This is a genomic window from Nocardioides sp. Z21_20, assembly GCF_059766585.1.
Window position 1 is genome coordinate 1 of the sequence record NZ_JCBAJX010000035.1, and the last position, 1,439, is coordinate 1,439.

General features: G+C 68.4%; 1 protein-coding gene. It reads right to left on the reverse strand.

Translation table 11 applies throughout. The features are described from left to right. Window positions 1-3: 3 nt before the first annotated feature. Window positions 4-1,317, reverse strand: coding sequence for an ISL3 family transposase (locus tag AC6EH9_RS20035; RefSeq protein ID WP_498425449.1), 1,314 nt, complete (start codon window positions 1,315-1,317; stop codon window positions 4-6). Between the last annotated feature and the right edge of the window lie 122 nt (window positions 1,318-1,439).

The following is a 1,439-nucleotide window of genomic DNA, read 5'->3' on the forward strand; positions in this document are numbered from 1 at the left end:
GGCTCATCCCAATCGAGGGTGTAGGAGTCGTGGTCTGAACCCGCCGGTCTCGAGCAGTGCCCTGGCGATGTAGTTGGTCAGGTTGCGGAAACCGAGGGCTGATCCGCGGAGGTGTTCGAGCCGGCCGTTGATCGCCTCGGTGGGGCCGTTCGATGAGCCAGGTCGGTCGAAGTAGGCCAGGACGTCGACGGCGCGCTTGGTCAGCGTCTTGCCCAGCGTGGTGACCTCGACGAGCGCCTTCGGGACACCGGTGCTGACCGAAGCAATGAGCTTCTCCATCAGTGCGCGCCCCAGGACGCGGTCGGGCTCGCGGTAAGCACCGATCATCCGCTGATAGATGCCCCAGGTCGCCTCGACCTCGACATGGCCGTCGGTGGCGAACAGGTCGCTCAACCGGTGCCGCTGCTTGTCGGTCAGCAGGGCGGCGCCGGTGTGCAGCGTGCGGCGCGACTTGTACAGCGGGTCATTCTTGCGGCCCCGGTGGCCGTGCAGGTTCTGCTGGACCCGCCTGCGGCAGCGGTCCAGGGCATCGCCAGCTAGACGGACGACGTGGAAGGGATCCATCACCGTCACCGCGTCGGGTAGTTCCTCGGTGGCGGCGCTCTTGAAGCCGGTGAACCCGTCCATCGCGACCACCTCCACACCGTCGCGCCAGGCCTGCGGGCGGGCCGCGAGCCAGGTCTTGAACGCCTGCTTCGAGCGACCCTCGACCATGTCCAGCAACCGGGCCGGACCGGTGCCGTCACGGATCGGCGTCAGGTCGATGATCACCGTGACGTACTTGTCGCCGCGCCTGGTGTGGCGCCACACGTGCTCATCGACGCCGAGGACCCTGACGCCATCGAAGCGAGCGGGATCCTCGATCAGCACCCGTCTGCCTTCGGCCAGGACGGCGTCGTTCGCGGTGTCCCACGCGACCCCGAGGCCGTCGGCGACGCGGGCAACGGTGAGGTGCTGCACCACGATCGCCTCGAGTGCCCACCGCAGCCCGCGGCGAGAGAGCTTCGCTCGCGGTTCGGCGGCCCGGGTGGTGTCTTGGCGCCACACGTGCCCGCAGTCGGCGCACCGGTAGCGACGGATCGTCACGACCAGCGTGGTCGGACGCCAGCCGAGTGGTTCGTGGGCCAAGGTCCGGGTCACGGTGTCGCGTGGGCGCCCTTCGCAGCCGCAGCGTCGGCACCACTGGTCAGGTTCGAGAACCCGACACGCGAGGACGGCTCGATCGGGCTCGAGGCGCTGGCCGATCACGACGAGGCCGAGCTCGTCGAGGCGGCAGAACTTGGTCACGTCGGGGCAGGCGAAGGTAGCGTCAGGCACGTCGAGGTCTTCCAGATGGCGAGCGTGAGAACTTCCATCTTGTGGAGACCTCGACCCCTATCCGGGCACTGACGCGCCGACCACCCCGGATAAGGCCGCTACACCCTCAACTGGGATGAGCC